The organism is Peribacillus sp. NPDC058002 (assembly GCF_042886655.1).
Classification (GTDB): domain Bacteria; phylum Bacillota; class Bacilli; order Bacillales; family DSM-1321; genus Peribacillus; species Peribacillus aracenensis.
Map to the genome: position 1 here is coordinate 18,780 of NZ_JBHVQU010000020.1, position 26,434 is coordinate 45,213.

26 protein-coding genes, 1 riboswitch and 1 other annotated feature are annotated in these 26,434 nt (G+C 42.5%); of the genes, 18 read left to right on the forward strand and 8 right to left on the reverse strand.

Features of this window, described 5'->3' with window-relative positions; translation table 11 throughout:
* Positions 1-45 precede the first annotated feature (45 nt).
* The 10 genes from ACFVSH_RS06450 (at position 46) to ACFVSH_RS06495 (ending at position 8,207) form a co-directional block, all read left to right on the forward strand.
* A complete protein-coding gene (locus tag ACFVSH_RS06450; RefSeq protein ID WP_387705300.1) occupies positions 46-1,089 on the forward strand; it encodes a LacI family DNA-binding transcriptional regulator in 1,044 nt (347 codons plus the stop codon).
* A gap of 216 nt (positions 1,090-1,305) precedes the next feature.
* The gene (locus ACFVSH_RS06455) at positions 1,306-2,034 is read left to right on the forward strand and encodes a ThuA domain-containing protein (protein ID WP_387705288.1); all 729 of its coding nucleotides are present in this window, start codon (positions 1,306-1,308) and stop codon (positions 2,032-2,034) included.
* A gap of 13 nt (positions 2,035-2,047) precedes the next feature.
* Positions 2,048-3,070, forward strand: a complete 1,023-nt coding sequence (locus ACFVSH_RS06460; RefSeq protein WP_387601755.1) for a Gfo/Idh/MocA family protein — start codon at positions 2,048-2,050, stop codon at positions 3,068-3,070.
* Positions 3,071-3,087: 17 nt separating this feature from the next.
* Entirely contained in the window at positions 3,088-4,128 is a 1,041-nt protein-coding gene (locus ACFVSH_RS06465; RefSeq protein WP_034305944.1) for a Gfo/Idh/MocA family protein, read from the forward strand.
* A gap of 21 nt (positions 4,129-4,149) precedes the next feature.
* A complete protein-coding gene (locus ACFVSH_RS06470; RefSeq protein ID WP_387705290.1) occupies positions 4,150-5,118 on the forward strand; it encodes a sugar phosphate isomerase/epimerase family protein in 969 nt (322 codons plus the stop codon).
* Positions 5,119-5,531: 413 nt separating this feature from the next.
* A complete protein-coding gene (locus ACFVSH_RS06475) occupies positions 5,532-5,852 on the forward strand; it encodes a PadR family transcriptional regulator (RefSeq protein ID WP_033796096.1) in 321 nt (106 codons plus the stop codon).
* Positions 5,853-5,923: 71 nt separating this feature from the next.
* The gene (locus ACFVSH_RS06480) at positions 5,924-6,277 is read left to right on the forward strand and encodes a DUF1048 domain-containing protein (RefSeq protein WP_260286508.1); all 354 of its coding nucleotides are present in this window, start codon (positions 5,924-5,926) and stop codon (positions 6,275-6,277) included.
* Between the two features lie 198 nt (positions 6,278-6,475).
* Complete coding sequence (locus ACFVSH_RS06485; protein ID WP_387601763.1) at positions 6,476-7,237, forward strand: ABC transporter ATP-binding protein; 762 nt, start codon at positions 6,476-6,478, stop codon at positions 7,235-7,237.
* Positions 7,238-7,987 carry an ABC transporter permease gene (locus ACFVSH_RS06490; RefSeq protein WP_387705292.1) on the forward strand — a complete coding sequence of 250 codons (750 nt, stop codon included), beginning with the start codon at positions 7,238-7,240 and terminating at the stop codon, positions 7,985-7,987.
* A 19-nt stretch (positions 7,988-8,006) separates the two neighbouring features.
* Positions 8,007-8,207, forward strand: a complete 201-nt coding sequence (locus ACFVSH_RS06495) for a carboxymuconolactone decarboxylase family protein (RefSeq protein ID WP_387602110.1) — start codon at positions 8,007-8,009, stop codon at positions 8,205-8,207.
* A 211-nt stretch (positions 8,208-8,418) separates the two neighbouring features.
* Here ACFVSH_RS06495 and rluF read toward each other — a convergent pair whose 3' ends face one another.
* The 4 genes from rluF to brnQ form a co-directional block, all read right to left on the reverse strand.
* Positions 8,419-9,126, reverse strand: a complete 708-nt coding sequence (rluF, locus tag ACFVSH_RS06500; RefSeq protein WP_192207699.1) for a 23S rRNA pseudouridine(2604) synthase RluF — start codon at positions 9,124-9,126, stop codon at positions 8,419-8,421.
* A 114-nt stretch (positions 9,127-9,240) separates the two neighbouring features.
* The gene (locus ACFVSH_RS06505; RefSeq protein WP_387601772.1) at positions 9,241-10,140 is read right to left on the reverse strand and encodes a DMT family transporter; all 900 of its coding nucleotides are present in this window, start codon (positions 10,138-10,140) and stop codon (positions 9,241-9,243) included.
* A gap of 172 nt (positions 10,141-10,312) precedes the next feature.
* On the reverse strand, positions 10,313-11,245 hold the full coding sequence (locus tag ACFVSH_RS06510) for an aldo/keto reductase (protein WP_387601775.1): 933 nt from the start codon (positions 11,243-11,245) through the stop codon (positions 10,313-10,315).
* Positions 11,246-11,366: 121 nt separating this feature from the next.
* A complete protein-coding gene (brnQ, locus tag ACFVSH_RS06515) occupies positions 11,367-12,698 on the reverse strand; it encodes a branched-chain amino acid transport system II carrier protein (protein ID WP_387601778.1) in 1,332 nt (443 codons plus the stop codon).
* Between the two features lie 99 nt (positions 12,699-12,797).
* Positions 12,798-13,044, reverse strand: a binding site (T-box leader).
* A gap of 206 nt (positions 13,045-13,250) precedes the next feature.
* Here brnQ and ACFVSH_RS06520 point away from each other — a divergent pair.
* From ACFVSH_RS06520 to hmpA, 7 genes are all read left to right on the forward strand, one after another.
* Positions 13,251-13,424, forward strand: coding sequence for a hypothetical protein (locus tag ACFVSH_RS06520; protein ID WP_164468807.1), 174 nt, complete (start codon positions 13,251-13,253; stop codon positions 13,422-13,424).
* A gap of 474 nt (positions 13,425-13,898) precedes the next feature.
* The gene (locus ACFVSH_RS06525) at positions 13,899-16,640 is read left to right on the forward strand and encodes a GTPase domain-containing protein (protein ID WP_387601781.1); all 2,742 of its coding nucleotides are present in this window, start codon (positions 13,899-13,901) and stop codon (positions 16,638-16,640) included.
* Positions 16,641-16,735: 95 nt separating this feature from the next.
* A riboswitch (SAM riboswitch) is annotated at positions 16,736-16,841 on the forward strand.
* A gap of 116 nt (positions 16,842-16,957) precedes the next feature.
* On the forward strand, positions 16,958-18,070 hold the full coding sequence (locus ACFVSH_RS06530; protein ID WP_387601784.1) for a sugar ABC transporter substrate-binding protein: 1,113 nt from the start codon (positions 16,958-16,960) through the stop codon (positions 18,068-18,070).
* Positions 18,071-18,126: 56 nt separating this feature from the next.
* Entirely contained in the window at positions 18,127-19,629 is a 1,503-nt protein-coding gene (locus tag ACFVSH_RS06535) for a sugar ABC transporter ATP-binding protein (RefSeq protein WP_387601787.1), read from the forward strand.
* Position 19,630: 1 nt separating this feature from the next.
* Positions 19,631-20,635 (forward strand): ABC transporter permease, encoded by a 1,005-nt coding sequence (locus tag ACFVSH_RS06540; RefSeq protein ID WP_387601790.1) that lies wholly within the window; start codon positions 19,631-19,633, stop codon positions 20,633-20,635.
* A gap of 849 nt (positions 20,636-21,484) precedes the next feature.
* The gene (locus tag ACFVSH_RS06545; protein WP_387601793.1) at positions 21,485-22,468 is read left to right on the forward strand and encodes a ketoacyl-ACP synthase III; all 984 of its coding nucleotides are present in this window, start codon (positions 21,485-21,487) and stop codon (positions 22,466-22,468) included.
* A gap of 287 nt (positions 22,469-22,755) precedes the next feature.
* Positions 22,756-23,976, forward strand: coding sequence for an NO-inducible flavohemoprotein (gene hmpA / locus ACFVSH_RS06550; protein ID WP_387705294.1), 1,221 nt, complete (start codon positions 22,756-22,758; stop codon positions 23,974-23,976).
* Between the two features lie 326 nt (positions 23,977-24,302).
* On the opposite strand, the gene ACFVSH_RS06560 is transcribed toward hmpA, so the two are convergent.
* Both ACFVSH_RS06560 and ACFVSH_RS06565 read right to left on the reverse strand, forming a co-directional pair.
* Positions 24,303-24,584 (reverse strand): hypothetical protein, encoded by a 282-nt coding sequence (locus ACFVSH_RS06560; protein WP_387705296.1) that lies wholly within the window; start codon positions 24,582-24,584, stop codon positions 24,303-24,305.
* Positions 24,585-24,782: 198 nt separating this feature from the next.
* Entirely contained in the window at positions 24,783-24,881 is a 99-nt protein-coding gene (locus ACFVSH_RS06565; protein ID WP_387602112.1) for a hypothetical protein, read from the reverse strand.
* A gap of 247 nt (positions 24,882-25,128) precedes the next feature.
* On the opposite strand from ACFVSH_RS06565, the gene ACFVSH_RS06570 reads away from it, so the two are divergent.
* The gene (locus ACFVSH_RS06570) at positions 25,129-25,806 is read left to right on the forward strand and encodes a hypothetical protein (RefSeq protein WP_387601805.1); all 678 of its coding nucleotides are present in this window, start codon (positions 25,129-25,131) and stop codon (positions 25,804-25,806) included.
* On the opposite strand, the gene ACFVSH_RS06575 is transcribed toward ACFVSH_RS06570, so the two are convergent.
* Both ACFVSH_RS06575 and ACFVSH_RS06580 read right to left on the reverse strand, forming a co-directional pair.
* Positions 25,803-26,156: a hypothetical protein gene (locus tag ACFVSH_RS06575; RefSeq protein ID WP_387601808.1), complete on the reverse strand. Its 354-nt coding sequence runs from the start codon at positions 26,154-26,156 to the stop codon at positions 25,803-25,805. The two genes, ACFVSH_RS06570 and ACFVSH_RS06575, sit on opposite strands and share 4 nt — an antisense overlap.
* 65 nt (positions 26,157-26,221) lie before the next feature.
* Positions 26,222-26,434, reverse strand: a 213-nt coding sequence (locus ACFVSH_RS06580) for a hypothetical protein (RefSeq protein ID WP_387705298.1), incomplete at its 5' end; no start/stop codon positions are given.

Below are 26,434 nucleotides of genomic sequence, written 5' to 3' on the forward strand. Positions count from 1 at the left end.
AGGGAATATTAAACCATGTGCGGTGAACGGGGAGTGTTGATGAATTTGTCTGTTACTATTAAAGACGTTGCCAAAAAAGCGAATGTCGCACCATCAACGGTATCGCGTGTAATCCATAACAGCCCGACAATCAGTGAAAAGACAAAGCGTAAAGTACGCAAGGTATTAAAGGAAATGGGCTATCATATGAATGAAAATGCCCGGAACTTAGTCACGAAGTCAACTAAGGCTATTGGGATCGTCATGAAAAGTTCGGCAAGGGAATCACTTTATAATCCCTTTTTTCCAGAAGTGATCCGAGGCATCGGCGATTTCTGTAATAAAGAAGGGTACAGTCTTTCTCTGACAACCGGGGAGACGGAGGATGCCATCTTTGAGGATGTCGTGAAGATGGTTCAGGGCAGAAGAGTTGATGGGATGATTGTTTTGTATTCTAAAAAGGACGATAAAGTGGTGCCATACTTATTAAAGCAGGGCTTCCCGTTCGTTTTGATAGGGAAGCCAAGCACGAACATGAGCGGTATCACATTCATTGATAACGATAATGTTCAAGCGGCCAGGGAAGTATCGGAGTTTGTAATCAGTCTTGGACATGAGCGAATTGCCTTTTTAGGGGGCAGTCCCGAGTTTGAGGTGATCCAGGACCGCTTGACAGGCTTTCAACAAGCGATGGAACAGGCCGGGTTGGATGTACGGCAGGAATATATCAAATTGATTCCTTTAAATCGAACGGATGGAATAAAGGCGATTGACGAATTGCTGGAATTGAAAGAGGCACCAACCGCTTTTTTGGTTATGGATCTTTTATTGGGTGTTCTCTTGCTTGGAGTGTTGGCTGAAAAGAACTTGAAAGTGCCACAGCAAATAAGCGTCGTCTGTTTTAACCACTCGGAATTCATAGAATTTTTAAGTACGCCGCTGACAACGGTTGATATCCATACGTATCAGTTAGGGTATGAGGCGGCAAAATGCGTGTTCGATCTAATTGCAAATCCGGAAATGATGGAAAAGAGTATCAGCATTCCTACCAAAATCATAAAACGGGAGTCGCATTTTGGTGCCGAAAAGGAAATTAAAAGAAAAATGTAGAAATGTTTTACCAATTAAGGCTTGATTTTTGCTAACATAAATTTACAATATAGATTATCACTATTATTTTTGAAAATTCATACTTTAAAGGGATAAAGTGTGTTCTTATATTTTGATCTACTCTAACGCAAACGTTTGCGTTATGAATAAAGAGGTAATAGTTAAACATGCAAAGCAAGTTGCCGTGAAATGAATCTTGAATGGAGGAGGTTGTTCATGAGAGTCCTGGTATGGAATGAGTTTCGCCACGAGAAAACAAAGCCTGAAGTAGCAAAAGTATATCCGGATGGTATCCATGGTGCAATTGCCGGCTTTTTACAAAGCGGGCAGGTCGAGGTGAGAACCGCCACTCTCGATGAAGAAGAGCATGGATTAACCGAAGAAGCACTGAAACAAACCGATGTACTTCTTTGGTGGGGGCATGTTGCACATGATGAAGTTCAGGATGAAATCATTGCAAGGGTTCACAAGCGAGTACTCGAGGGAATGGGACTCATCGTCCTCCATTCCGGTCATTTTTCAAAGATCTTCAAACGATTAATGGGCACGACTTGCGATTTGAAATGGCGGGTGGCGGATGAAAGGGAACGGCTCTGGGTTGTCGAACCAAGTCATCCTATCGTTGATGGAATCGGAGAATATATAGAGCTAGAAAAGGAAGAGATGTACGGGGAACATTTTGATATTCCTGCTCCAGATCAATTGATATTCGTCAGTTGGTTTGAAGGCGGGGAGGTATTTAGAAGCGGTTGCACGTATCAGCGGGGAAAAGGGAGGATTTTCTATTTCCGTCCAGGTCATGAAACATATCCTACCTACCATAATCCCCAGATTCAACGAGTGATTAAGAATGCCGTTAATTGGGTCAAGCCGGAATTTGGAATCGTAACGAACTACGGGAAAGCCGAACCGTTGGAATCCATCTCAGGCAAAGAGCTGAAGTGAAGGAGAGAACAAAATGGGCAAAGTGAAGGTAGGAGTCATTGGATGCGGGAGTATTGCAAAAAACAGGCATTTTCCGGAGTATGCTGCACATCAGGAAACGGAGATCATTGCCGTTTGTGATATTGTACCGGACCGGGCGAATGCAGCGGCACAAAGGTATGGCGCGCAAGCATATACTGATTATATAGAACTTTTGAAGAATGAGGAGATTGAAGCGATCAGTGTATGTACCCCGAATTACCTGCATGCACGCATCACAATTGCGGCCTTGGAAGCTGGTAAGCATGTCCTTTGTGAGAAACCAATGGCTACTTCTTTAGTAGACGCTGAAAAAATGAATGCAGCAGCATCGAAAAGCGGCAAAATACTAATGATTGGTCATAATCAGCGTTTTGTTCCCTCTCATCAAAAAGCGAAGCAGCTTATTGATAGCGGGGAGGTAGGGAAGGTCTATAGCTTCCGTACGGCTTTTGGACATTCCGGGCCGGAAACCTGGAGCGTGGACGGACGGGAAAGCTGGTTTTTTAAAAAGGATCAGGCAGTCATTGGTGCAATGGGCGATTTAGGCGTTCATAAAGCTGATTTATTAAGGTATATCCTTGGAGAAGAATTTGTTGAAGTGGGAGCCTTTGTGGAAACGACTGCCAAGAAAAATACAGACGTTGATGACAGTGCGGCCTGTATCCTCCGGACGGAGAGCGGAATCATCGGAACGCTTACCGCCAGCTGGTCTTATGCAAAAGAAGACAATGCTACGGTCATTTATGCGGAAAAAGCGGTATTGCGCCTTGAAGACGATCCGAAATACTCACTGATCATCCATCATGATAATGGAAAGACAGAAACCATCCAATTAGGAAGCATCCAGACTAATGACTCAGAAGGACAGCATGATTCCGAAGTGATCAGCCACTTTGTAAAATGTGTGGTGGACAATGAGGAGCCACTTGTCTCAGGAGTTGAAGGATTAAAATCATTAAAAGTCATTCTTGGCGCGATGGAATCAAATGCATCCCGAAAAATCATCCGCTTATAAAGGGGTTAAAAGTCATCATGTACAAATTAAAAATGGGTATTATCGGTGCTGGCGGAATTGCCCAAAAAAGGCATATCCCAGCTTTTCAAAAATTTCAAGATAAAGTGGTTTTATACGCCATTCAGGATATAGATGAAATGAAGGCGCGAGAAGTGGCGCGTGAATTTCATATCGAGAAGGTTTTCACCAATTATGAAGAAATGTTTGCTGAAGTGGATGCTGTTACGATTGCAACGCCAAACAAGTTCCATGCGGAGATTTCCATTGCTGCTCTGCAAGCGGGTGTACATGTGTTATGCGAAAAGCCAATGGCCATTACAACTGAGGAATGTTTAGCAATAACCGAGGCTGCAAATATATCGGGTAAAGTTTTATCGACCGCTTATCATTACCGCTTCATGAAGGAAGCCCAGGCTGCAAAGAAAATGATTCAGGCGGGTGAAATCGGTGAACCATATGTAGCGCGTGTACAGGCAATCAGACGACGAAAAGTCCCTGGCTGGGGAGTGTTTACAAGCAAGGAATTGCAAGGCGGGGGAAGTGTGATCGATTACGGCTGCCATTTGCTTGATTTGGCTTTATGGCTGATGGATGACCCAGAACCGATTGAAATCGTAGGTTCGACATATAATTATGTCAGTAAGGGTGTCGATCAAGTCAATTTGTGGGGGAATTTCGATGCCTCTGTATTTGAAGTGGATGACCATGCCACGGCATATATCAAATTTGCCAACGGAGCATCTTTATTATTCGAAACATCTTGGGCCGCTAATATACGTGAAGAAGCAACTGTTTTAAGTTTATCCGGAACGCAGGGCGGACTTGATGTGTTCCCGCTGGTCTTGAACCAGGCTAAGCACGGCATGCTTTTAAATAGTGAGGCCGTATGGATGCCAGGTGAGGATACACCAGACCTTCAGCAGGCAGAGAACTTTATTAATAGCTGTCTGGGGCTGGCAGAACCATTGGTGAAACCATCGGAAGCCATGAAAGTTTCGAAAATAATCGAAGCCATTTATCAAAGCTCGGCAAGTGGGAAGGTCATGAGCATAAATTAATGAAAAGGTGAGGTGGGGCTTGTGAAATTAGGGATTTTTACAGTGCTATTTGCTCAAAAATTATTCGAAGATATGCTTGATTATGTCGCAGATTCCGGATTAAAAACAGTTGAAATCGGTACAGGCGGGTATCCAGGCAATATCCACTGTCCGCTCGATGAACTGCTGGAAAGTGAAGAAAAACGCCAAAAATACCTCGAAGACGTTCAAACAAGAGGATTAACGATCAGTGCATTCAGCTGCCACGGCAATCCAATCTCTCCAGATGAAGCATTCGCTAAAGAAAGTGATGAAACACTGATTAAAACAATCAAGCTTGCATCCTTACTGAACGTCCCGGTAGTCAATACCTTTTCTGGTACAGCCGGTGATCACGAAGGAGCCAAATATCCAAACTGGCCTGTCGCCCCATGGCCGAATGAATATACAGATGTGCTGAAATGGCAATGGGAAGAAAAATTGATCCCCTATTGGAAAAAAGCAGCTGCCATTGCCGATGAGCACAATATAAAAATCGGACTTGAACTGCATGGGGGCTTTCTCGTCCACACACCCTACACCTTGTTAAAACTACGGGAAGCTACATCTGATGCAATAGGCGCCAACCTTGACCCAAGCCATCTTTGGTGGCAGGGCATCGAACCAGTCGGGGCCATCAAAATCCTAGGGAAAGCGGGAGCAATCTACCACTTCCACGCAAAAGACACATACTTGGATCAGGATAACATCAATATGTATGGTTTAACCGACATGCAGCCATATGGAAATATTCAGAGCCGTGCCTGGAACTTTCGCTCTGTAGGTTGCGGCCACAGCCTGCAAGAATGGTCCGACATCATGAGCGCCCTTCGCACATACGGTTACGATTACGTCGTCAGCATCGAACATGAAGATCCGCTGATGTCAGTTGAAGAAGGATTCCAACGGGCTGTTACCAATCTGAAAACTGTACTCATCAACGAAAGCCCAACTGATTTATGGTGGGTATAATTTGTAGACCATAACGAGCAGCCTGTTGCAGGTTGCTTTTTATTTTGGCCCTTACTCTTGAAAAAGTGAATCTCACGAGTAAAAGCGTGGAACTCACCAGTAAAAGTACAACTCACGATGGCTGTATCCAATGGGGATAACTGGTTTTAAAAAATTATAAATCAAGTTGACAGTCACCATACTGCGTGTTACAGCATACCTTGTAGTAAGTAACACTTGATACCGACAGCACTGAATAGTGAAGTGGCAAAAATATTTTTAAGAAAAAGTTGACACCCCTGCTACTCGGTGTTACTGTTTAGGTGTAATAAGTAATACTAAATAGCGTGATTTCCCAAAAGCTATTCAGTAAAAATTCCCCTCAGAACTAAGTTTTACTTAATTTAAGTCACAAAATAGAGGAGGCGCTGAACATGGAAAATTTAACTGAAATGCTGAAGGGTTCGCTGGAAGGCTGCGTGCTGGAAATCATCAGCCGCCATGAAACCTATGGGTACGAGATTACCCGCCGCCTGAACGAGCTTGGGTTTACTGAAGTCGTGGAAGGGACGGTCTACACCATCCTCGTGCGATTAGAAAAGAAAAAACTGGTGAACATAGAGAAGAAACCGTCAGATATGGGGCCTCCCCGCAAGTTTTACTCACTTAATGAAGCTGGCCGCCAGGAACTTGAATTGTTTTGGGAAAAATGGGATTTTGTATCGTCGAAAATCAACGTCTTAAAGTCAATCTAGCTTCATAAGATATTCCGTACGATATTTTTGGAGTGTCTTGTTCAGCTGTAGAAAAGAGGAGGAAAAATAACATGATGGAATTGTTCAAAAAAATGATGGGTGATAAAAAAGAGTATAAAATGATGATGGCACGGGTTGAAGCCCTGCCAGAGGACTACCAGTTTGTATTTAAGAAAATTCAAAACTACATGTGGAATTTCTCGGCGGGCAACGGGATGGATATGCTGCACATGCAGTATGAATTAATCGATTTGTTCGAAGCCGGTGCGGCGGAAGGCAGACAAGTGCTGGAAATCACTGGGGACGACGTGGCGTCCTTTGCCGACGAACTAGTGGCAAATGCAAAAACCTATTTCGCCAAGTATCGTGAAGATTTGAATGAAAGTATCATGAAGCGATTGGGGAAAAATAAATTCAATAAATAATTCCGACTGAATAGCTGGTTACAAATGTGAAATGCCACCTACGCTATTCAGTTATATTTTAACCCGGTAATAAGTTATACTGATTATCAGTCTGACTAAATAGAGGAGTATAGGCAATATAGTTCCGCAGGGCGCTCGGAAGGATAATTAGGGTTCTTACAAGCGGCTTTGCTGCGCAATTAAAAGGAGGAAAAAAGTATGAGCAATGCAGCGATTTCTGTAAAAGGGTTAATAAAAAACTTTAAAGACAATGAAGTCTTAAAGGGGGTGGATTTTGAGGTACGGCGTGGCGAAATTTTCGCACTGCTGGGCTCAAATGGAGCGGGCAAGACGACGACGGTCAACATCCTCTCGACCCTGATGAAGGCCGATGGCGGCAAAGTCGGTATTTGCGGCTTTGACGTCCAGCGTCAACCGGATCATGTTCGCCAGAGCATCAGCCTGACAGGGCAGTTTGCAGCTTTAGACGGCATGCTTACCGGGCGGGAAAACCTGCTGATGATCGCCAAGTTGCGGGGAGTTTCCAATCCCGCTCAAGTCGCCGACAATCTGCTTGCGAGATTCAGCCTGACCGATGCGGCCAACCGTCGGGCGGATAAATATTCCGGCGGGATGAAGCGCCGGCTTGACATTGCCATGAGCCTGATTGGGACGCCAGCAATCATTTTTCTCGACGAACCGACGACAGGGCTTGACCCCGAAGCGCGGATTGAAGTCTGGGATACCGTCAAGGAGCTTGCCGGCGGCGGCACGACAATCTTGCTGACGACCCAGTACCTGGAGGAAGCCGAACAACTGGCGGATCGTATCGCCATCCTGCATGGCGGAAAAGTCATCTCGACCGGGACCCTTACCGAACTCAAGGAGATGTTCCCGCCAGCGAAAGTGGAGTACATCGAGAAGCAGCCGACATTGGAGGAAATTTTCCTCGCGATCATCGGCAAAAAGGAGGAGATGTAAATGAATAGCAAAACAGGGGTATTACTAGGGCGTTTAATGCGCAATATCATGCGCAGCCCGGATACAATTATCACGGTTGCGATAACGCCGAGTATGATGATGCTGCTGTTTGTCTACGTGTTTGGTGGCGCCATAGAGGCAGGCACGGACAACTACGTCAATTATTTATTGCCGGGAATATTGCTGATGGCTATCGCATCCGGCGTCGCTTACACCTCCGTGCGGCTGTTTACGGATGTAAAGAGCGGGCTGATGGCGCGTTTCATTACCATGCCCATCAAGCGCTCGTCGGTATCGTGGGCTCATGTGTTGACCTCGCTTGTATCCAATGCGCTTACTGTCGTCGTGGTGATCCTCGTCGCGTTCTTGATGGGCTTCCGTTCCAGCGCTGATATCATGGATTGGCTCGCAGTAGCTGGAATACTCGGGCTGTTTACGTTGGCGCTGACATGGCTGGCGGTCATTCCAGGATTGACAGCGGGTTCAATGGAAGGGGCGACAGCCTACTCGTACCCGCTGATTTTCCTCCCATTTATCAGTTCGGCCTTTGTCCCCACCGAAACCATGCCTAAAATTGTCCGTGCGTTCGCTGAGAACCAGCCAGTGACTTCAATCGTGAATGCGATTCGTGCCTTCTTGTATGAAGGGTCAGTTGGCAACGATATCTGGATCGCGCTTGCCTGGTGCGTCGGCATCATGGTCATCGCTTACTTCTTCGCCAGTAAAGTATTTAAACGCCAGTTAGGGTAGTAACAGATTAGCCATATCAATAGTCAGCCGTTGCGATGAATGCATTTGCTATCACATGGAAGGCTGCTTAAATGCCGGGGCAACCATCGATGAAATCATGGAAACCTTTAAAATTGGTGTGATTGGTGGCGGCCGCTTATCCCAACATGAGATTTGCCATTGGAAGAATTTACAGCGAACGAGTAGTGGTCTTTCGCAGAAGGAGGAATTAAAAGAATAAAGCCCATAGATGTAATTGACAGGAAAAGAGTAGATTCAGAAACAAAACAGCTTTGGTTATCAATGTCTTTAAGGAAAAATAGATTTCTTTCACTATCATTAAAAGCATGAAGCTCACGAGTATATCCGCAAAACTTAAAGCAAATGATTGCTGAAAATTCTTTTGAAATTAAAAAAGCGATGCCCCCGAGAATTTGGAGGCATCATCATTATTATCTTTGCCTTGGAGTATAGTCCAATTCCTTAAATAGTTCCGTCAATTCATCCTCTGTCAGGTCGCGCCATTGTCCAATCGCCAGTCCGTCCAGATGGATGTTCATGATCCGGATTCGATGTAAATCACGGACTTCATATCCTAATGCGGAGCACATTCGGCGGATTTGTCTGTTCAGTCCTTGCATCAAAGTGATGTTAAATGTATATTTGGTCAACTGTTCAACCTTACATGGAAGTGTTTTTGTATCCAAAATCTCCACTCCGGATGACATATCTTTAATGAAGGAAGAGGTAAGTGGTTTATCCACAGTTACGATGTATTCTTTTTCATGTTTGTTTTCTGCACGAAGGATTTCATTTACGATGTCTCCATCATTTGTAAGAAGGATCAGACCGCTTGAGTCTTTGTCCAGCCGTCCGATATGAAAAATGCGAAGCGGATGATTTACAAAATCAACGATATTCCCTTTTATGTGTTTTTCCGTCGTACTTGTAATCCCTATCGGTTTATTCAGTGCAATATAGACATTTTGCTGTTCCACTTTTATCGGCTTGCCATCGACACGAACATCATCACCGGGTTCAGCTTGACTGCCGAGCTCAGCTACAGTGCCATTTATCGTCACACGGCCCTCGGCTATCCATTTGTCTGCGCCTCGTCTCGAGGTAATTCCGGATTCACTGATAAATTTATTGATCCTCAACTAAAGCACACCTTTACATTCAGATTTTCTTCTTTAAAGGATAACGTAAATCATGGTGCATAGACAAGGGGAAAAGACAAGAAAGCATAGTTGGTGTGAATTACTGGATGTTCTTTACATGTTCTTCGTGACAGCTGCCGGATATTCCTTTTTCTTTTTGCTTGTCAGGTAGACGCCAATGAAGACAAAAAGACCTCCCAGGATTTGGACGATGGTAATGGTATGACCCAAAATCAGGCTAAGAATGGCGGTAAATACAGCAATCAGATTTAGATAAATTCCAGCCTGGCTAGCGTTGATATGTCGAAGGGAAATATTCCAGAAAATAAAGGAACCGACAGACGGGAAGATTCCAATATATAAGAGACCCGTGATGGCTTCATCGCTTAAATCAAGGTTCATTCCCGAGCCAATGGCGAATGGAGCGACGAGAATCAATCCGAGAAATACGGAAACGGCAGTGGCTGAGATGATCGGAATGTTTTTCAGTTTTTTAGCGATTATTGAATAGAAGGTCCAAACGAGAATCGCCAGGATCATCAATAAGTCGCCTTTATTGTAAGTGAGCTGGAAAATATCCAGAAGGTGCCCTTTTGTCAAGACCAATAAAACGCCGAATAAAGATATGATAAGTCCGAGCGCATGGAGGGCTGAAATTTTCTCCTTTAACAGCAAAGCGGAAAAAAGCACAATTAAGGCAGGGTTCATGGAATTGACAAGAGCGGCATTCATGGAAGTTGTATAGGTCAGAGCCCAATAAAGGAAAAAATTATAACTGACGATTCCGAGCACCCCCATGACTAACAGCAATCTCCATTCTTTCCATACACTCTTCCAATTTGGCTTTTCGATCCATTTGGCTAGAGGAAACAATAAGAAAACGGCTATTAGCCATCGCGTAAATGTTAGTTGAATCGGGGAAAGTTCGGTCACAACGTATTTTCCGAAAATGTAATTACCGGCCCAAAACAAATTTGCCAAGATAAGAAATATAAGAACAATGGATTTTTTCATCAGACAGCCTCTTCCTCAATTGGTGGAATATTCACTAAATATATCAAAACAGGAGTACCTAAGCAATATAGCGAGCCTAGTAGTCAATTTTTTTTACAAGGATGAACCAAAGAGCAGGATAAATAGAAAAGGCTGTTCAACATGAGCTGAACAGCCTTTTTTCACATATATGTTAAGCGAAAATGGCACTGATTTCGGCGATTTCATCCATGGTTAAATCGACATCCAATGCTTGTAAGTTGCGTGTGACCTGATCTGGCTTTTTCGCCCCGGGAATCAGTACATCTATCGAGTGCCGAGTTAAATACCAAGCTAGTACGACATCGGCGACATCTGTATGCTTCCTGCTGGCAATCGTCCGGATTTCTTCCACTTTTTGCAGGTTGCTTACAAAGGCTTGTCCTTGGAAAAGCGGACTTTTTGCCCGGCCGTCCTCGAATGTTGATTCCTGATTATATTTGCCGCCGAGCAGACCGGAAGCAAGGGGGAAATAAGGAATGAAGGAAATATTATTTTCGGCTGTATATGGCAGCAGGTCTTGTTCTGCCTCCCGTTTGAATAGATTGTACTCGGATTGCAACACATCGACATAGCCGTCTTTATTCGCTTCCTTCAATTGTTCGAACGAAAAGTTCGAGACGCCGATCGACTTGATCTTGCCTGCATCCTTCAATTCCTTTAAGGCACCTACCGCTTCATCTTTAGGGGTATCCTCATCAGGGAAATGGATATAGAATAAGTCGATGTAGTCCGTTTGGAGCCTTTTTAGACTCGATTCCACAGCATTTTTCAGAAAAGCCGGAGAGTTATCAAAGACGATGTTGCCATTGGAAAATTTATGTGCGCCTTTAGTGGCAAGGACTATCTCCTCGCGTTTGCGACTCTCTTTAAGGATTTCACCGATAAGTTCTTCTGAACGCTCAGGGCCGTAAATGTAAGCTGTATCCCAAAAGTTGATCCCCTCTTCCAATGCCGTTCTCAAAACATCCCTTCCTGTATCCTCACTTAGATTAGGGAAAAGGTTATGTCCGCCAATTGCATTCGTGCCAAGGCCAATCGGATTTACATACAGATCTGTTTTACCAATACGGGTTTGCTTAGACATATTACTTATCATCTCCTTTGACCCCATCATAACAAAAAATGTGTGTTGATTTCCAAAATAAAGCAGTGCATACGTGTACAAATAAGCAGATGACCCGTAAAATCACCTGCTTACTTCATTATTATAGTGTTTCGATTTCCAACTCTTCAGCTCGATCCGTTTGTCCAAATTGACTGAGAAGCAGGCCGAAGGCTGTACCGACGAGAGCAGGGATGATCCACTCCATGCCGTAGGCGGAAAGGGGAAGGACATCACTCAATGTTTGCACGGGTCCTAATTGTAAGCCGAAGGCATTCAGTCCGTCCATCAAGGCGAAAACTCCTGTGAAAATCATTGCACTGCGATAAACCTTCTTCGGGTTTTTGAAATGACGGCTGAAGAATGTCAGGACAATCAGGACGATCGTTAACGGATAAGCCATCACAAGGAATGGTACAGATACTTTCAAAATTTGATTCAGACCCATATTTGAAAGAATGAAACCGATGATTGTTACAATCAGAATGACGGTTTTATAGTTCAGCTTGGGGAAAAGTTTCGAGAAATACTGTCCGCAAGCAGTCGTCAACCCGACGACGGTGGTGAAGCATGCCAAAGTGAAAATGATTCCTAGAAGGACCTTCCCGCCAGTTCCAAGTAAAAGGGTGGATGCGACAGTGAGGATATCCGTTCCGTTTTCGAATGAACCATCGGCTGCCATGCGTGCTCCCATTACACCTAAGGAGATATAAACTAAAGAAAGCAAAACACCAGCGATGAGACCCGCTTTTACTGTATATCTCGTCAATTGTTTTCGTTCGGAAATCCCCCTTTGCTGGATTGAGGTCAGGATGACGATCCCAAAAGCCAAGGCAGCTAGTGCATCCATCGTGTTGTAACCTTCAATGAATCCTTTCGAAAATGCTCCTGCAGCATATGCTTCGGTTGGAGCTTGGAATGGAGCATCAAGCTTTACGAACCCAACGACACAGAGAATGACCATGGACAGAAGTAGAACGGGTGTAATCCAGCGTCCCATGAAGGTTTCCATTTTTTCTGGATTCAATGAAATGGCATAAACGATGATGAAAAATATGGTTGTGAAAATGAATAGGAATAGTGATTGGTTCATTGAGTCGCCGAAATACGGCTTGAAGCCCATTTCATAGGCAACATTCGCATTTCTTGGAATGGCCAGAAATGGCCCGATGCTTAAATAGATGACCACCATGAACAACGTACTGAATAGTGGATGTACACGGGCCCCGATGGTTTGTGCCCCGCCTTTAACAAGTGAGACTGCAAGAAGCACCAAAATTGGCAGGCCGACTCCGGTTACAACAAAACCGGCAATGGCTGGCCAGAAGGTGGTTCCGGAAGATGCACCCAAAAATGGAGGGAATATGAGATTCCCCGCCCCGAAGAACATTGAGAAAAGCATAAGGCCGATAAATAATGTGTCTGTTTTTTTCATGGTGAATTCTCCTTTTTAAATAAATTGATAACTCTCGTCGACTGGCCTGAAAAAGGCTGATTGAAGTGTTTTGTGCAAATAAAAAACTCGCCCCTGAAAATCAGGGACGAGTTTGTGCTCGCGTTACCACCCATATTCCGCGCTTCAAAAGAGCTGCGGCACTCAGTCAACGTACGTATTCATACGTGATCCATTGTAACGGCGGAAACCCGTCAAAGCCTACTGGATTTTCGGCTTTGCATCTCAGAGATGATTTTCGGATAGGCCTTGGACATCGACTTCCACCACATGTCGACTCTCTGTGGAACAGGGTTCTCATCTTACTCTTTCTCTTCATAGATTTTTAATATATAGATAATTTAGCAAATTCTGATTATGAAGTCAATATAATTTCTCATTAATCCTTTTAAAGGAGCAGGAAATTAGTCCCCCGTTGGCGAAACTTCCTATATCCAGAGGATATTTTCAAGAAGAATAGGATATTACTCCCTATTATCTTTCTAATCGCAACTATATTATAATAGAAGGCAGAACACTAAAGGAGACAACAGTATGTCTGAAAATAAAAAATTAAGCCTGGCGGATGCAGTCAAACAAAAACTGGCTCAAAAGCAAGCAGGATCAAGTAAAGATAAACTGGAAACAGGCGTTGTGAAGAAAACGAAACAGCTTAAAAGCCAGTTGACCAAAAAGCCGAATAACCAGCGTAAGCGTACAGGGGTATAATCCTAATTTGTCAAAGGACAACGACTGTTCAGAGCTTATCAGAGAGCAGTTACCTTTTATGAATGAGGGTACTGCTTTTTTATATGAATGGAAAAATGGGGATTTAGTAATGGACGGGGCAGGGGGGTTTTGCTTTTAGGGCCGGGCCTCTGGTAATTTGGAGGTATAAAGAATGATTCGTCCACCTCTAGCTGGTATGTGGTAAAACGGGAAAAAACATTTTTTCTCGAATATGGAAATGACATTTCTATATCGTTTTATTAAAAACATTACAGTTCCATTTGTTTCTGTTTTAAAATTGTAAGAGTGGTGACATGTTGTTACCATATTGTTTTGCTAAAATAATATTTTAAGGTTTTGTAAATGATTTTTTAACTAAAGGAATCTATAGATTGAAGTTAGGTCCACTAGAAGGCTTATGGAATCAGTGATTTTCCTTTAATTGAAAATATGAAATATATCGGGGGAATAAAGATGGACGAACGGCTGATCGGAAAAAAATACTATGAAACGATGGTTGAGGATACAAGGAAGCACCCGATTCAAGCTTTGGGTGAAATGTTTCTCGTGGAACAAAAAAAGGAAAGAGCGGATTTAACCGCCATTCGATTTGCTCAAGGAGAAGTATATTTTCAGCATCATGACTATGAAGCAGCCATTTTTAAATGGGAGAACATAGAAGGGGAACTTGGTCCATGGGCGAAGAAAAACATCGCAGATGCTTATTTTGAACTGGAAATGTACTCAACCGCAGAGGATATCTATAAATCCGTCGATACGGAAGAAGCGGTCTTGAAAACAGAGGTTCTTTTGCAACTTTTTTCCCTGTACATAGTGGAATCGAGAAATGACCTAGCTTCCAAAGTCGTGAAAGAAGCAGTCGAGTTTCAACCGGATTACCCGAATGTCACGGAAATCGCACGCGCCTTTTTTGAAGAACAAAAGGATTGGAACAGTGCGGTGGTATTAGCGGCTAATGAAAGTATCCGTACAGAATCAATGGGCTGGTTCGATGTGCTGAAGACGTATATCCAGCAGGGGGTTGCCCAATCGATGGATCCGGATTATTTTTCAACTGTCCTTGGTTCGCTATACACACTTGACCAGGAACGTTTCGAAAAGGTGACGGTTGCCCTTTGGAAAAATTATAAATATACGGATTCTTATTTCGAATGGCTAAGAGTGATTAATAATTTGATAGATACCATTGAATTGAACCATGCTGATGTATGGGATGAGCTTTCCGTCTATTACAGGGATGCATATGCAGGTCTTTTAGAAGGAACGCACCTAATCAAAGATTTAAGTCCTGTCGTGCCAAGGTTACTGGAAAACTGGCTCAAAATCGCAGATGGGGAGCTCTCGTTGTTTGCGGCGGCATCCGCGTTGTCCTGGAATGAAATCTTCCCGGATACGATCAATGCGCTGGTCATTCAGGATGCAGAAAGCCTGTTGGTGAAATCGCCTAAATTAGGAGGCGGACTGGAAGCGGGAGAGAAACTGTTCAATTCCATTATCCAGTGGGCTGAAGATAATGACCTAAAGGTTGGCAATAAGCTTAAATGGATGGTTGAGGGGCTTAAGGATACCGGAAATTTCAATCTTCTTCTTGTAGGAAGTACAGGAAATGGCAAGACATCCTTCATTCAGTCAATTGTTGGCGAGAGCATTGCCGCTGAAGATCATTCATCCTTAGTCAGTGTCAAAGACGGGGATGATTTGGAAATTCTTGAAATTACCGATACAGATAGAAAGGTTGTCATGGAGCTAGCTGAATTGGATGAAACACGCCGCCAGCGCGGGACTATTGTTGATGTGACAATCATAAGTGACTACCTAAGAAATAATGGTCTGCGATTATTGGATACACCGGGGTTCAATGGGGAAAAAAGCGTGGAATCCGATTTCCAAGGCTATTTACATGGCAGTGATGGACTGATGTTCGTCCTGGACGCCCGGGCGCCTTTCACCGGCAGCGAACGGGATCTGTTATTGGAAATTCAAATGATGGCTCCGAAACTGCCGATTCATTTCTTATTAAATAAAATGGATACGATATACAGTGATCAGGTCGCAGTCCGGATGGAAGACGAAACATGGGATAAAGTGAATGCATATTTCCCGAATGCGAAAGTATTCGCTTTCTCCAAACTTTATGATAGCAAGCAGCAATTGAAGGACCTTTCAGCCTTCCTTCAATCGAATTACCAAGATGAGAATTGGAAGGAAAGAAGATCAGAGAAAATCCTTGCATTCATTCGTAAAACTTTATCTTATCTGTTAGAAAAACGGGCAGCCAATGAGCGGAAATGCGAGCATTCCATCTCTTGGAATGAACAGATGGAAGTCAAACTGAATGGGGCGGTCAATCAACTGGCTGATTTGGAAAAAGAAAAAAGTGAAAATATCATAAGGTCTTATCGTCTGCTTAAGGATGAAGTGAAAAATCAGCTTTCTACTAAAATTCCTGAATTACTGAAGGATTGCTCTAAATCATTAACGGAAAGCAGTGATTTCAGTCAGGTCCATGTACAGTTAAACCAAGAAATGAATGAGCGGATTCAAAACTTCATTTCTGATAAGATCATGCCTCAATATTATCGTTCTCTACAAGACTGGATTGCCAGTTCCCAAATGGAGTTTTCACAAAGCCAGCAGTTTATGGATGAGATGAGTGCCGGATTCAATGAATTATACAAAGAAGAACGGATTACGCTTGCAGGAGACTTCAGGGTATTGGATGACTGGCGCCGTGATGCCGATCGGATGACAAGCAGTATCCGCATCGAAAACGTTAATATCCTTTTGCGCAGGACTCCATCACAATTGCTGCTTAAAGGAGCAGGGAAGCTGTTTGGGGCGATACCGCAAAATAAAGCCAATATGTACAATCGTTATAAGAAATATCTGGAAAGTGAAGATTACCTGGATGTTGCGGAAATGATCACGGAACGTTTCCTTACCCAATTTGGATTGTTTGAAAAATCTTTGGATCGGGACATCTCACTTTTCTATCGCAGTTCATTTGCTTTACTTCAAAAAACGATTGAACAAACGCAGACCGAGATTAAAGACTACCAGGCTGCATTGGAGCATATGAAAGAAAATCCGGAAGTTTACCGTGACCCGATCACTTTGTTCGAAGTGAAATTAAGGCAGTTGGAGAGGCTTGAAAAAATCGAGAAAAAGCGTCTAGCCCAGCTTCAAAGAAAATAAAAAATAACAAGGAACATTTCAAATATTCAAAAATCTATTGACTTTACGACTATATCCCTATAAAGTGATAATTACGAAAACGTAACACAATATATCTCTTATCAAGAGTGGCGGAGGGACTGGCCCTAAGATGCCCAGCAACCGTTCCATTAGGAATTGGTGCTAAATCCTGCAAAACAGAAATGTTTTGACAGATAAGAGAGGGACAAGTCTGCAAAACAGCTGATTAAACCTCTCTATATTAGAGAGGTTTTTATTTTGGGATTTACACCAACTAAACTGATAAGACTAAATTGAAAATATGGAGGGAAAACAAGATGAGAAGGTCTATTAAAGGAATATTCATTTCAGCCATCGCTTCGGCTTTGCTTTTAACAGGGTGCTCCACTGGGCAGAGTTCCACAGAATCGAAGAAAGAAGAAAAAGTATCATTTGAAAATGTACCGGAAAGATTTGCAGATGGGGATGGAGCCAAGATCAAAGTGATCCGAAAAATTGGCGGTGATGATCATACGGCCCAATACCTGGCGGGGGCGAAGGAAGAAGGGGAAGCACTGGGATTTCAAGTGGATACATATACAGCCAATGGTGATACGGCTAAATTTCATGATGCGATAGCGCAGGCTTTGGAGGAAGATTACGACGGGTATATCATTTCCCATGGTGATGATGCAGCAACTGTGAATGACGTTCAGAAGTTGGTTGATGCAGGTAAAAGCGTTGTCACGTTCGATTCAATAAGCGAACTATCTAAAATTGATGGCGTGACATTAACCTCACAGGATGATGAAGCGTTGGCCACACTGGCTTTTGATAAACTGTTAAAAGAGCAGAAAGGTGAAGCGGCAATTGCCTATCTTTGGGTGGATGGTTTCCCGCCAATGGTAAGAAGAAATGCAGTCTATCAGGAAAAACTAAAAGAAAATCCTGGGATTAAAGAAGTCGAAAGATTCGGGGTGGCATCTGCTGATACTTCGGTTCAGACACAAAATGCTGTAGCCGCAATGTTGAATAAATACCCTAAAGGTAAATTGGATGCCATTTTCGCAACTTGGGATGCCTTTGCCATCGGTGCAGCCCGGGCGATTAAAGAAGCGGGCCGCGATGAAGTGAAGATATATGGTGTTGATGTATCTAATGCAGATCTCCAGGAAATCCAATCGGCTGATAGCTCATGGTCCTACACGGCAGCGGTCGATCCCAAGCTGATCGGTGCAGTGAATATGAGGATATTGGCTAAAAAATTAGCGGGCGAAGATACTCCGCAAACCTATGACTTAGAGGCTTCACTTATTTCACAAAAGCAAGTCCGGGCTTCAAAGGAAGCGGTAAACATGGCAAATCTGTCTGGTATTGTCGATGGTTGGGGTGAATCTACGGAATTTGAAGAAGATTGGATGAAAGTTTTGAAAGACCATTATAAAAAGTAAAAAGAGACACTCTCTTTCCAGTGAAGGGAGTGTCTGTTCAATAAGGGGGAATGGACATGGGCACGCAACTAGAAATGAAGAAGATTTCGATTGAATTTCCAGGGGTGAAGGCGCTGAGTGAAGTTGACTTTTCCGTTCAATCAGGGACAGCCCACGCATTGGTCGGTGCAAACGGAGCAGGAAAATCGACGTTAATGAAAGTTTTATCGGGAGCCCATGTTCATTATTCAGGTGACATTTTCATTGATGGGATGAGGCGGGATATCCGCTCGCCAAAAGCGGCTCAGGAACAAGGCATTCAAATTGTTTATCAGGAAGTGGATACAGCCCTCATCCCTTACTTAACGGTTGGGGAAAATGTAATGTTGAATGATATGGTCCAAAACATGGGAAAAAAACAGAGGGTCCAATGGAAAGAGCTGCACAAACAAGCCTCTTATATTCTTGAAGATATGAAAATTCGTGTCCCTTCGAAAAAGCTGGTAAGAGATCTTACCTTGGCTGAAAAACAAATGGTCCTGATAGCAAGGGCCGTTTCGACAGAATGCAAATTCCTGATTCTCGATGAGCCAACTGCTCCGTTAAGTCATACGGAGACGACAGAACTTTTTCGAATTGTAAATGAATTAAAGCAAAAAGGCGTGGGAATCATTTTCATTTCACATCGTCTGCCTGAGATTTTTGAAATCTGTGAGGAAATTACGATCATGAGGAATGGGGAGCGTGTCACTTGTCGAAAGAAGGAGGACATGACCCGTAACGAAGTGGTAGAGAATATGCTCGGTAAAACCATGGATGACCAATTTCCAGAAGTGAATGCTTCGATCGGAGACGTCATTCTGGAAGTGAGCGGATTGTCAGATGCCGAGAAAGTCAAGAATGTTAATCTGAATGTTAAAGCAGGCGAGATAATCGGCTTGGCAGGGTTAGTCGGAGCGGGAAAAACGGAGCTCTGTAAAACCCTTTTCGGTCATACTTCGATCACAGCGGGAGAAGTAGTCCTGAATGGTCGTAAGCTTTCTTTGAAATCACCGCACGAAGCAGTAAAAAGCGGTCTGGCACTTGTACCTGAGGAACGCAGGAAAGAAGGGGTCCTCGTTCAGGAATCAGTCTCGGCGAATTTGACTGCAGCCAGCCTCGGCAAATTCTGCAAGACGTTCAGTTTCGTGAATCGTAAGGCGGAAAAGGAAAAGGCGAAGGAAATAATCGCAAGTCTCGGCATTAAAACTCCTTCAGGGGAAGCGATTGTCGAAAACCTTTCAGGTGGTAACCAGCAAAAAGTTGCCATCGGAAAATGGCTTATGGCCGATGCGGAAGTATACATATTCGATGAACCAACGAAAGGGGTCGATGTTGGAGCCAAGAAGGATATATTCGAATTGATTGCAAAGCTTGCAAGGAATGGGAAAGCGGTCATTTATGCATCATCCGAGCTTTCCGAAATCATCGGCATTACCAACCGGACATATGTGTTATATGACGGGAGCACTGTCATCGAATTAGAAACGAGCAAAACGAATGAAGAAGAACTACTATTCTATTCAACAGGAGGAAAATAGGATGAGCATACCCATTCCTGTTACGCAGACAGCGAAAGCGAAGAAAAGGCCGGAACTATTCGACTTTTTATATAAATACGGCACAATATTGACGATTATCATTCTGATTGGAATTTTTGCCGTGTCCAATCCAGCTTTCATTCAAACGAATAATCTGATCAACATCCTGCGTTCCATTTCAATCGTGACCATCATTGCGATCGGCATTACGATATCCCTGACCGTGGATGGCTTCGACCTTTCCGTAGGATCCGTCGCATCATTGGCAAATGCCATCGTCATATCAATGTTCGTCTGGTTTTCGCAGGATACATTAATCGCCATCTTAGCTGCGATCGGCGCCTCACTTGTCGTAGGGGCTTTGAATTCATTCATGATCGTTAAATTGAGAATTCCCGACATGCTGATGACATTGGCTACCATGTTCATTATCCAGGGAATTGCCCTTACTTATACAAAAGGGGCAACGGTTTCGCAAAATATGGTCATGCCCGACGGAACATTCGCAACAGGTCTGATCAGTCCATTTTTCGCCAAAATTGGCCAGGTACCATGGATAATCCTGATCATGGCAGTCATTGTGATTGCGACCCATATCTTTTTGACTTATACGAAGCATGGTCGTTATATGTACATTATTGGGGGAAATAAGGAAGCGGCGAGACTTTCCGGGATATCGGTCAAAAAATATAAAATCCTTGCCTATCTGCTTTCAGCTCTATTAGCTGCAGTCGGGGGGATTGTCCTAGCTTCAAGGGTCATGACATCGGAAATCAATTCAGGGTCCCCCTATTTAATGGATGCCGTTGCGGCTGCCTTCATTGGTTCCTCCGTTTTAGGAGCGGGAAAACCGAATGCATTTGGAACCTTTGTCGGTGCAGTCTTGATTGGAATCCTTCAAAACGGTTTGATCATGATGTCCGTTCCGTATTATGCGATGGATATCGTCAAAGGAACAGTGCTGGCCCTTGCGCTCGCGGTAACCTATTACAAACAAAAACACTAAAATGGTTTCGTCCCGTTAATCTACAGAAATCCTATAATTGTGAATTTTTGAAGATTGATTAAAATCCTGTTGGAATTCAACAGGATTTTTTCCTTATTAAAAAGGGACGGTTCATGGAATTTTCGCATCTTCATCATTTTACTTAATAATAATGATCTTTTTTATTACGCTAAAATGGGGACAGGAGGACTTTTTGATCCCTCATTGTTGGAGTATAAACATTGACCGCAGTTGTGAATTTTTACAGGGCCCTTATTTTCCTTTTAATAACATTATAAACGATTACATATTGGGTGGATTCTGGCATTTACTTTATTTAATCTATTGGGATATTTGGTATATTATTTATTCGGAAAAAGATACGAATATTAAAAACTTCTATTGTTACCGTTACGGTTAGGAAATTAAAAGTGGTAATACCGGATTTCTCTTTAGATAACTGAGTTTGTAGACAAAAGGGGTCCATCTAAAAAAAAAGCAAAGTTGATTGGAGCGGAAGGCGCGAGACTCCTGCTTAGAAAAGCGAGTGCTTGAAGAGGAAATCAACGTTCCCATTATACAACCCCACAAAAAAACTGTTGGCAAACTATGATTATCTAGTTTGTCTGCCCTTGTGGTTCACCCGTCACTTCCGCGTAACAGGATGTTCTGGCTACGATATACGTTCCTATTTTGGAGCAGAATCTTCTTAATTATCAGTAGCGATCGTTCTTTGTCGTTCAGCTCTTTTTTTCTTATGGGTTTAAAGTGACCGGTAGTTGCATAAGATTTTTTTTACTTTATAATTAGTACCAGGTATTAATATCAGTTATAAAATTGATGCAATTCATAACACGAGGTGGTTATTTTATGTTCAAATCCAAAGCACGTATTACAGCGATAGGTTCTTATGTTCCAGATAAAAGGCTAACAAATAAGGACTTAGAAAGAATGGTTGAAACCAATGATGAATGGATTGTTAAACGGACTGGTATTAAAGAGCGAAGAATTGCACATGAAGAAGAGTTTACTAGTGAAATAAGTTATAAAGCTGTAAAGGATTTAATGAAACGGTATGATAAATCTGTCGAAGATGTTGATATGATTATTGTCTGTACATTCACACCTGATTTCAACACTCCTAGCGTAGCTTCTTTAGTCCAAGCAAAGCTAGGTATTAAGAATACTGGAGCTATTGATTTAAACGCTGCTTGTGCAGGCTTTACTTATGGGCTGCATGTAGCTAATGGATTAGTAACATCTGGTTTAAACAAGAAAGTTCTTGTTATTGCAGCCGATACTTTATCCAAAATTATGGACTATGAAGATCGAGCCACTTGTATTTTATTTGGAGATGGTGGAGGAGCGGTTCTTGTAGAATATGATGAAAAACAGCCAAGTTTTATTTCGTCACATTTATATTCGGAAGGAGAAGGCGGAAAATATTTATATAGTACAAACCTATCGACACGTATAAATGGTGAAGACTTGAATAATAGTGGTAACCTTGTTCAAAATGGACGTGAGGTTTATAAATGGGCTGTTACTACTGTTCCAAAAGGAATGCAAACTGTGATGAAAAATACGGATTTTCATTTGAATGATGTGGATTGGTTTGTTCCGCATAGTGCAAATTTAAGAATGATTGAGTCAATATGCGATAGAAGCGGTTTTCCAATTGAGCGTACATTATATAGCTTAGTGGAGTATGGAAATACTTCCTCAGCAACAATACCATTAGCTTTAGATCAAGGAGTAAGCGAAGGAAAGCTCAATCATGGTGAGAAGATTTTATTATATGGTTTCGGTGGTGGGTTAGCACAAGCAGGATTGCTTATCAATTGGACCCTATAACACTTTTTTCTGCTACTGGTCAGCAGCTTTGTTCTTATTGATATAAAGGGTCAGTTTAAGTTAACAAGGATACTAAAATAACAAAAGACACCGTACTTATAGGTATGGTGTCTTTGAATTATCTTAAGGGATTTCAAAACCTCCAAATGGGCGGAAGTTACCTTTAGTAAGAAGTTTGGGTTGGTTAATGATAAGTGAACAGTGCCAAAATATCATGTTTACTCCAATATTTATCGGGAATGCTATTTAATGTAAATATTCCTGGAATTTGAGGAGGAAATTTCAACATGCTTGATGCTAAGACCATAGAAATCGTTCAGTCAACAGCACCAGTTCTCAAGGAACATAGTAAACCAATTGGAAAGAGATTTTATGAATTACTATTTTCAAAAGCTCCTGATTTGTATAATCTTTTTAACCAAACGAACCAAAAAAGAGGAATTCAACAAGAGGCCTTGGGATATGCTGTCTATGCTGCAGGAGAACATATTACGAACCTTGAAGCGATAAAACCGGTAATTAAAAGAGTTACTGAGAAACATCGTGCCATAGGAGTCAAGCCTGAACAGTATCCGGTTGTAGGTGAAACGTTGCTTCAAGCAGTTAAAGATGTATTGGGTGACGCAGCTACAGCTGAAATCATAGAGGCATGGGGAAAGGCCTATGGCTATATTGCAGATGCCTTTATTGATATTGAAAAAAACCTATATGAGGAAACAGAACAACAGCCTGGTGGATGGGAAGGATATCGAAGCTTCAATATCGAAAAAAAGATAAAAGAAAGTGATATGGTAACCTCCTTTTATCTAAAGCCTAGAGATGGAAAACCCATTGCCTCCTATCATGCTGGGCAATACTTGACACTTAAGGCTGAAATTCCTGGCGAGAAATATACGCACATACGCCATTACAGTCTTTCGGATTCACCTGGTAAGGATTACTACCGAATTAGTGTTAAACGTGAAGATGCACATGGAGATGCTCCATCTGGAATTGTATCTAACTATTTACATAAACAGCTGGAAGTTGGAGACGTGCTGCAATTTTCTGCTCCTGCAGGTGACTTCGAACTGGATAACACCGATTTACCCGTTGTTCTGATTAGTGGGGGTATTGGAATTACACCTTTACTTAGCATGTTAAACACCATTATAGAAAAGCAACCACAACGTCAGGTTACGTTTATCCATGCAACAAGCAATAGTCAAACACATGCTTTTAAAGATCATCTGCAACAAATAGTGAATGAACACCAACATATAAAATCATATGTAGTCTATGGTACACCAACAGAAGCTGACCGAACCTCTGGACATTTTGATAAAGAAGGATACGTGGGTTTAGACTTCCTGCAATCTATCGTTCCATCAAAAGAAGCGGATTTTTATTTCTGCGGACCTATTCCTTTTATGGAAGCAATCAATGAGGCCCTGAATAAATGGAGTGTATCGAAAGACCATATTCATTATGAAGTATTTAGTCCACTCGCTATTTTAGGAGAAAAATAAGTAAAAAGTGAACCCAAAAAGTTAGGCACTTTATTTAATTATGCTGCCTTGAGGGCATGAACCCGGTAATCTACCGGGCTCATGCCCTTTAATTTTATCTTGATTCGTAGAAAATTGCAGTGATGTTTGAAATGCTCCATGCTTTCAAATTCAGAGGGGAGTACTCTAATGCAGCATGTAATTTTTCATTAGTATAAAGTCAAAAAACTGCACCTCAAATTGTTAATGGGGCTCCTCCAACAAAACGCGGAAAACATACGCTAAGAGAATTTTGGCAGGAAAAAAGCCGATTTTCCCTACGCTAAGGAATCATCGGCCTTTAAGTATTATTGAATAAGAGGGCGTAGTGAATGTAAACTTGCTACTTTATTTGCATCAAAGTTGTATTCACCGAACTTATCTTTTTGAATACTGTTATCAGCATAAGACTCCGCCGCAAAGTGAACAATTGGTTCTTGAGCAACCACAGCTCCAATGATTTTCTCATATACAATGCTTCCCCTATTAAAGCTTAATCTAGGATCAGACGTTAAGGTACGTATCTCTTTAGGAAGACTAGCATAGGTAAGGGAATCTAAATATTCATTTTTCTCTAATAGTTTAGCCAAGGTAATAAGTTTTTGGGGAGTAATAAATCCTTTGCGAAATGCTATTTCTTCTACCTAAGTTATTCGAATATTTTGCTGATTTTGAATGGTGTGGATAGAGAAAGAAGCACCCAGTAGTGATTCATGAGTGCCGGTATCTATCCAACTAAATCCTCTTCCCAATAACTCGACATTCAGTTGATTATTCTTGAGATGACACTAATTGACCGAAGTGATTTCATATTCTCCACGATTGGATTTCTTAATATTCTTTGCAATTTTCATTACATTATTATCATAAAAGTAAAGTCCTGTAATGGCATAGTTAAGTTTGGATTGATTTTTATTCGTAGAAGAATTGTCCCCATATCATTCATTACTTGCCTATTTTTTCAGTACTTCATTAAGTTGAGGATGTATCGACAGGGTTCTGGCGATTGTTACCAAGTGGATGACGGACGATTGCGGTTTGCTGTACAAGCTGTTCATAATACATGTTAATCATAAATCCTTGCTTAGTGCATAGATTCATTACTAATGATAGTTCTAAGAAAGGTGATAGCCTATGATCAACATAAAGTTCAATCAGCTGCTGGACTTTGCAATACTGCCTGCTAAAGAAAAAATAGTAGATCCAAGGTGGCCTGATGACAGCTCTAGATGGATCAAAACGAAGCGCGTCAAAGGTGTTTGTTGGCCATACCGGATGGCGAAGGAATTGGGCTGGACCATTCACTGCCCTGTCGACATTGATATTCAGCCCGTAAAGGAAATTCAAACTTCCACTGAGAATCTAACAGAGTTTGCCCGTCTCAAGCATATGGTTCCAATGGAAGATTGGGTACAAAAACAAGAAGTCATGATCGGCCTTTCCCCCGCTGGTTGGTATAAAATCCACGAGTACGAGTACGACGGATTATATTATCCGATGCTGCTTCCGAATGGAGAAGGAACATTTGAATGGAGGCAAGGCTGGAGCATAGAGATTCCCAAAAATCATTTCATCCTAATACAACCAATCGAAATGCAAGACGGGCGATTTATCGTATACCCCGGCATGCTGCACGGGCCTACGTTAGCAAGAGTTCAGGAGAGATTAGGATTGCCGCTTGCTTTTGAACCCTTGAAGGAATGTCGAATCCGAAGAGGGGAGCCGCTAGCCAAGCTTTTAGTGCTCCCCATGTCGGTTCTTTCTATCAAGAGTGGAATATCTATACCAAGTGCAGATGAAAATCCAGATTAAGTGATCGCTACGATTGTGAACGTTACTCCTAGGTTATTTATTGGGAAAGTAGAAGTATTAACCAGATTCAGCACGCTATCCGGTCCTGGCGGGGTGGTAACAATCATCGTCCCTGACGTATGGATACCAACCGGCGAATTCGGAGCGGCTGAAACAAAGCTGAATTGGATTTCGGTGCCGTTCAATGTCAATATGAATTGTATTGATGCAGATTGTGGTAATGTTATTGTTATTTCCGATGCTTCCCAATTGACTAGATAGCTATGTCCACCTGCAAGAAAGATGTCTGTCGAAGGCGGCGTTTGATGGATCAATGTCCCGCTAATAACTGGCCCCATGTTAAATGGCACACTTCCTCCTGGAGGAATTGGAGCCGGTTCAAATCCCCCGTCGATTATGGCAAAATTTGAAGTGATCAGCTCTTCAGGTCCTCGAGGTCCTTGGAATCCTTGAGGTCCTTGAGGTCCTTGAGGTCCTTGAGGTCCTTGGAATCCTCGCGGTCCTTGGAATCCTTGAGGTCCTTGGAATCCTTGAGGTCCTTGGAATCCTTGAGGTCCCTGGAATCCTTGCGGCCCTTGGAATCCTTGAGGTCCTTGGAATCCTTGAGGCCCTTGGAATCCTTGAGGTC

Coding starts and splice junctions, on each gene's coding strand:
- ACFVSH_RS06455 (WP_387705288.1), top strand. CDS start 1,306: ATGAGAGTCCTGGTATGGAATGAGTTTCGCCACGAGAAAACAAAGCCT.
- ACFVSH_RS06460 (WP_387601755.1), top strand. CDS start 2,048: ATGGGCAAAGTGAAGGTAGGAGTCATTGGATGCGGGAGTATTGCAAAA.
- ACFVSH_RS06465 (WP_034305944.1), top strand. CDS start 3,088: ATGTACAAATTAAAAATGGGTATTATCGGTGCTGGCGGAATTGCCCAA.
- ACFVSH_RS06475 (WP_033796096.1), top strand. CDS start 5,532: ATGGAAAATTTAACTGAAATGCTGAAGGGTTCGCTGGAAGGCTGCGTG.
- ACFVSH_RS06480 (WP_260286508.1), top strand. CDS start 5,924: ATGATGGAATTGTTCAAAAAAATGATGGGTGATAAAAAAGAGTATAAA.
- ACFVSH_RS06485 (WP_387601763.1), top strand. CDS start 6,476: ATGAGCAATGCAGCGATTTCTGTAAAAGGGTTAATAAAAAACTTTAAA.
- ACFVSH_RS06490 (WP_387705292.1), top strand. CDS start 7,238: ATGAATAGCAAAACAGGGGTATTACTAGGGCGTTTAATGCGCAATATC.
- ACFVSH_RS06505 (WP_387601772.1), bottom strand. CDS start 10,140: ATGAAAAAATCCATTGTTCTTATATTTCTTATCTTGGCAAATTTGTTT.
- ACFVSH_RS06510 (WP_387601775.1), bottom strand. CDS start 11,245: ATGTCTAAGCAAACCCGTATTGGTAAAACAGATCTGTATGTAAATCCG.
- brnQ (WP_387601778.1), bottom strand. CDS start 12,698: ATGAAAAAAACAGACACATTATTTATCGGCCTTATGCTTTTCTCAATG.
- ACFVSH_RS06520 (WP_164468807.1), top strand. CDS start 13,251: ATGTCTGAAAATAAAAAATTAAGCCTGGCGGATGCAGTCAAACAAAAA.
- ACFVSH_RS06525 (WP_387601781.1), top strand. CDS start 13,899: ATGGACGAACGGCTGATCGGAAAAAAATACTATGAAACGATGGTTGAG.
- ACFVSH_RS06530 (WP_387601784.1), top strand. CDS start 16,958: ATGAGAAGGTCTATTAAAGGAATATTCATTTCAGCCATCGCTTCGGCT.
- ACFVSH_RS06535 (WP_387601787.1), top strand. CDS start 18,127: ATGGGCACGCAACTAGAAATGAAGAAGATTTCGATTGAATTTCCAGGG.
- ACFVSH_RS06540 (WP_387601790.1), top strand. CDS start 19,631: ATGAGCATACCCATTCCTGTTACGCAGACAGCGAAAGCGAAGAAAAGG.
- ACFVSH_RS06545 (WP_387601793.1), top strand. CDS start 21,485: ATGTTCAAATCCAAAGCACGTATTACAGCGATAGGTTCTTATGTTCCA.
- hmpA (WP_387705294.1), top strand. CDS start 22,756: ATGCTTGATGCTAAGACCATAGAAATCGTTCAGTCAACAGCACCAGTT.
- ACFVSH_RS06570 (WP_387601805.1), top strand. CDS start 25,129: ATGATCAACATAAAGTTCAATCAGCTGCTGGACTTTGCAATACTGCCT.